This is a genomic window from Streptomyces solincola (assembly GCF_002982015.1).
In the GTDB taxonomy this organism is placed as follows: Bacteria; Actinomycetota; Actinomycetes; order Streptomycetales; family Streptomycetaceae; genus Streptomyces; species Streptomyces solincola.
The window spans coordinates 1-3,665 of the sequence record NZ_PVLV01000723.1 but is presented as its reverse complement, the minus strand read 5'-3'; the positions used below and the strand labels follow the sequence as shown (position 1 = coordinate 3,665).

At 73.0% G+C, this 3,665-nt stretch carries 4 protein-coding genes; 2 read left to right on the top strand and 2 right to left on the bottom strand.

All coding sequences use genetic code 11. The features are described from left to right. Positions 1-328, top strand: a 328-nt coding sequence (locus C6N75_RS29695; RefSeq protein WP_322888088.1) for a DUF6542 domain-containing protein, incomplete at its 5' end; no start/stop codon positions are given. Here C6N75_RS29695 and ppgK read toward each other — a convergent pair. Together ppgK and C6N75_RS29685 are read right to left on the bottom strand one after the other, a co-directional pair. Next, the gene (ppgK, locus tag C6N75_RS29690) at positions 319-1,086 is read right to left on the bottom strand and encodes a polyphosphate--glucose phosphotransferase (RefSeq protein WP_105871925.1); all 768 of its coding nucleotides are present in this window, start codon (positions 1,084-1,086) and stop codon (positions 319-321) included. The two genes, C6N75_RS29695 and ppgK, sit on opposite strands and share 10 nt — an antisense overlap. A gap of 71 nt (positions 1,087-1,157) precedes the next feature. After that, positions 1,158-2,177, bottom strand: coding sequence for a 4-hydroxy-3-methylbut-2-enyl diphosphate reductase (locus tag C6N75_RS29685; protein WP_181160674.1), 1,020 nt, complete (start codon positions 2,175-2,177; stop codon positions 1,158-1,160). A gap of 128 nt (positions 2,178-2,305) precedes the next feature. On the opposite strand from C6N75_RS29685, the gene C6N75_RS29680 reads away from it, so the two are divergent. After that, on the top strand, positions 2,306-3,665 hold a 1,360-nt coding region (locus C6N75_RS29680; RefSeq protein WP_258177686.1), incomplete at its 3' end, for an APC family permease.

Sequence of the window (3,665 nt, the reverse complement as noted above, 5' to 3'; positions counted from 1 at the left end):
CAGGTCCGCCGAGCGCACCCACAGCGCGGTCAGCGCGCTGACCGCGCTGTGGGTGCGCTCGGCGGACCTGGTGACCGCGCCGATCGGGGTGCCGATCGCGTTCGTCGCGGGTGTGCTGCCGATCTCCGGCGGGGGCGGCTTCGGCGGGCGGACGATGGCGGTGGTGACCGCGCTGGCGGTGCACGCCGGCTGGCTGTACGGGGGGACGCTGGTCGCCGGGGTCATCGCCTCCGTACGGAAGGTGCGGGAGATGGGGCGTCGGAGGCAGCGGACGGCGAGGGCCTCCGCCGCCCCCGAGGCGGCGAGCGCGCGGGCCGCTCAGCGCTGAGCGGGGCCGCCGTCCTGCGCGGCCGCGGCGGCGGCCATGGCGGCGCCGACGATGCCGGCGTTGTTCTGGAGCTGGGCGGGGACGACCTCGGCCCGGATGCCGTGGATCAGGGGCAGGAACTTGTCGGCCTTGCGGCTCACTCCGCCGCCGATCACGAACAGCTCGGGTGAGAAGAGCATCTCCAGGTGGGCCAGGTACTTCTGCACCCGGTGCGCCCACTCCTCCCAGCTCAGGTCCTTGTCTTCCTTGGCCTTGGTGGAGGCGCGCTTCTCGGCCTCGTGGCCGTGCAGCTCCAGGTGGCCCAGCTCGGTGTTGGGCACGAGCCTGCCGCCGGTGAACAGGGCGCTGCCGATGCCGGTGCCGAAGGTGAGCACCGCCACCAGCCCCTTGCGGTCGCGCCCGGCGCCGAACTGCACCTCGGCCACGCCGGCGGCGTCGGCGTCGTTGAGGACGGTCACCGGGACGCCGCCGAGCCGGTCGGCGAGCAGCGCGGCGGCGTCCACACCGATCCAGCTCTTGTCGACGTTGGCCGCGGTCTGGATGGTGGAGCCGGTGACGACGCCGGGGAAGGTCACGCCGATCGGTCCCGACCAGCCGAAATGGGAGACGACCTCCGCGACGCCGTCGGCGACGCCCTCGGGCGCCGCCGGGTGCGGGGTCAGTACCTTGTGCCGCGGCTCGGCCAAGTCGCCGCGGGCCAGGTCCACGGGGGCGCCCTTGATGCCCGAACCGCCGATGTCCACTCCGAAGACGTTCATGGGGATCACGTTACGGGGCGGGGCGGGCGCGGGACGGACGGTCGCGGATCAGGGGGCGGCGCGGTCGTGGATCAGGTGGCGGGGCGGTCGCCGGCGGAGAGGGCGGCGGCCTCGGCGCGCAGGTCGCGGCGGAGCTCCTTGGGGAGGGAGAAGGTGATGGACTCCTCGGCGGCCTTGACCAGCTCCACGTCGGCGTAGCCGCGCTGGGAGAGCCATTCGAGGACGCCCTCGACCAGGACGTCGGGCACGGAGGCGCCGGAGGTGACGCCGACCGTGGACACGCCCTCCAGCCAGGCCTCGTCGATCTCGTCGGCGAAGTCCACCAGATGGGCGTCGCGGGCGCCGGCGCCCAGGGCGACCTCGACCAGGCGGACGGAGTTGGAGGAGTTCTTGGAGCCGACCACGATGACCAGGTCGGCGTCCGCGCCCATCTGCTTGACGGCGATCTGACGGTTCTGGGTGGCGTAGCAGATGTCGTCGCTGGGCGGTGAGACGAGCTGCGGGAACTTCTCCTTCAGCTTGTCGACCGTCTCCATGGTCTCGTCGACGGACAGGGTGGTCTGGGACAGCCAGACGACCTTGGAGTCGTCGCGGACGGTGACGTTGGCGACGTCGTCGGGGCCGTCGACGAGGGTGATGTGCTCGGGGGCCTCGCCGGAGGTGCCGATGACCTCCTCGTGGCCCTCGTGGCCGATCAGGAGGATGTCGTAGTCCTCGTTGGCGAACCGGACGGCTTCCTTGTGGACCTTGGTCACCAGCGGGCAGGTGGCGTCGATGGTGGCGAGCTTGCGCTCGGCGGCCTCGGCGTGGACGGTCGGGGCCACGCCGTGCGCGGAGAACATCACGATGGAGCCCTCGGGGACCTCCGCCGTCTCGTCGACGAAGATGGCGCCCTTCCGCTCCAGGGTCTGCACGACGTACTTGTTGTGGACGATCTCGTGGCGTACGTAGATCGGCGATCCGTACTGCTCCAGGGCCTTCTCGACGGCGATCACGGCGCGGTCCACGCCCGCGCAGTAACCGCGGGGAGCGGCGAGGAGGACGCGCTTGTCGTTCGACGGGCCGGCAGGCGTTGCAGTCATGCCTCCCATCGTAAGGGCGGGTGCGGCAGCCGCCGGGAGGGCGGGCGGTGTCCGGGCGTGGGGTCGGGCCGTGAGCGGACCGGAGGCGGAGACTGTCGGGCATGGCTGGCACATCTGGGACGTCAGGGACGTCAGGGATGTCTGGGACGTCTGGGACGTCCGCGCGGGAGTCCGACCGGCACGAGGGGCTGCGGCGGTCGCTGCGGTTCCGGGACCTGGTGGTCTACGGGCTGCTGTTCATCGCCCCGATGGCGCCGGTGGGCGTGTTCGGGACGCTGGACGCGAAGTCGGGCGGCGCGGTGGCGCTGGTGTACCTGGTGGCGACGGTGGCGATGGCGTTCACCGCGTTCAGCTACGCGCAGATGGTGCGGGTGGCCCCGCAGGCCGGGTCGGTCTTCGCGTACGCCCGCAAGGGGCTGGGCGAGGGGCCGGGGTTCATCGCCGGGTGGATGGCGACGCTGGACTACGTGCTGATCCCGGCGGTGGCGTACCTCTTCGCGGGCATCGCGATGGAGGCGCTGGTGCCGTCGGTGAACCGGTGGGTGTGGACGCTGCTGGCGGTGGTGGTCACCACGCTGCTGAACCTGCGGGGGGTGCGGGCGGCGGCCCGGGTGGGCTTCGCGGTGCTGGCGCTGGAGATCGCGGTGCTGCTGGTGTTCGTGGTGTCGGCGCTGGTGGTGCTGGTACGGGACGGGGCCGAGCGCGGCTGGCTGACGCCGCTGACCGGTGACGTCCCGTTCTCGCCGGCGGCGGTGCTGGGGGCGGTGTCGGTGGCGGTGCTGTCGTATCTGGGGTTCGACGCGATCGCGTCCTTCGCCGAGGAGGTGACCGGGGGGTCGGCGAAGGTGGCCCGGGCGGTGCTGTTCTGCCTGGTGCTGGCGGGGGTGCTGTTCGTGGCGCAGACCTATCTGGTGGCGCTCCTGGAACCGGTGTCGTCGGCGGAGCTGGCGGCGGAGCCGGCCCGGCAGGGTTCGGCCTTCTATGACGCGGTGGACGCCTCGGTGGGCGGCTGGCTGCACGACCTGGTGGCGGCGAGCAAGGCGATCGGCGCGGCGTTCGCGGCGCTGGCCGGGCAGGCGGCGGCGGGCCGGCTGCTGTTCGCGATGGCCCGGGACCGGCGGTTGCCGCACGCGCTGGCGCGTACCGACAGCGGGGTGCCGCGGGTGGCGCTGCTGGTGGCCGCGGTGGTCACGATGGTGGCGGCGGTGTGGGCGGCGCAGCAGGCCGACGGCCTGGACCACCTGGTGTCGGTGGTGGACGTGGGCGCGCTGACCGCGTTCGTGCTGCTGCACGCGAGCGTGGTCGGCTGGTTCGCGGTGCGCCGGGGCGGTGAGCCGGGCGGCCGGGTGGACTGGGTGCGGCATGTGGTGGCGCCGGTGGTCGGCGGGATGATCCTGGTGGCGGTGATCGCGGAGGCGGCGACCTCGGCGCTGGTGGTCGGCTCGCTGTGGCTGGCGGTGGGTCTGGTGGTGCTGGCGGTGCAGTGGGGGCGGCGGG